We start from the raw sequence: 1,006 nt of genomic DNA, 5'->3' as shown, positions 1-1,006 counted from the left end.
ATCTTCCCGACAACGCAGACCGTTCCGTGGCAAAGCAAAAGTTCAAAATCACCAACTGGCCCACCTACAATAAAGCCCTCATCAACCGTGGCTCCATAACTTTCTGGCTGGATGATGAAGCTATTCAGGCCTGGTATGAGTCAGCAACACCTTCTTCACGAGGCAGACCTCAGCGCTATTCTGACCTTGCCATCACGACTGTGCTGGTCATTAAACGCGTATTCAGGCTGACCCTGCGCGCTGCGCAGGGCTTTATTGATTCCATTTTTTCTCTGATGAACGTTCCGCTACGCTGCCCGGATTACAGCTGTGTCAGCAGGCGGGCAAAGTCGGTTAATGTCAGTTTCAAAACGCCCACCCGGGGTGAAATCGCACACCTGGTAATTGATTCCACCGGGCTGAAGGTCTTCGGTGAAGGCGAGTGGAAAGTCAAAAAGCATGGCCAGGAACGCCGTCGTATATGGCGAAAGTTGCATCTGGCAGTTGACAGCAACACACATGAAATCATCTGTGCAGACCTGTCGCTGAACAACGTTACGGACTCAGAGGCCTTCCCCGGGTTAATCCGGCAAACCCACCGGAAAATCAGGTCAGCCGCCGCCGATGGCGCTTACGATACCCGGCTATGTCACGATGAACTGCGGCGTAAGAAAATCAGCGCGCTTATCCCGCCCCGAAAAGGTGCGGGTTACTGGCCCGGTGAATATGCAGACCGTAACCGTGCAGTGGCTAATCAGCGAATGACCGGGAGTAATGCGCGGTGGAAATGGACAACAGATTACAACCGTCGCTCGATAGCGGAAACGGCGATGTACCGGGTAAAACAGCTGTTCGGGGGTTCACTGACGCTGCGTGACTACGATGGTCAGGTTGCGGAGGCTATGGCCCTGGTACGAGCGCTGAACAAAATGACGAAAGCAGGTATGCCTGAAAGCGTGCGTATTGCCTGAAAACACAACCCGCTACGGGGGAGACTTACCCGAAATCTGATTTATTCAACAAAGCC

At 53.4% G+C, this 1,006-nt stretch carries 1 protein-coding gene; it reads left to right on the top strand.

Features of this window, described 5'->3' with window-relative positions:
• Nucleotides 1-950 (top strand): IS5 family transposase (locus tag ACNQ0W_RS25200; RefSeq protein ID WP_240324768.1); only part of this gene is annotated, 950 nt, incomplete at its 5' end.
• Nucleotides 951-1,006 lie beyond the last annotated feature (56 nt).

The organism is Enterobacter cloacae complex sp. 6730903 (genome assembly GCF_048283985.1).
GTDB classification, from domain to species: domain Bacteria; phylum Pseudomonadota; class Gammaproteobacteria; order Enterobacterales; family Enterobacteriaceae; genus Enterobacter; species Enterobacter hormaechei_C.
Note: the sequence above shows the minus strand (reverse complement) of the source record. Positions and strands in the feature narration are given on the sequence as shown.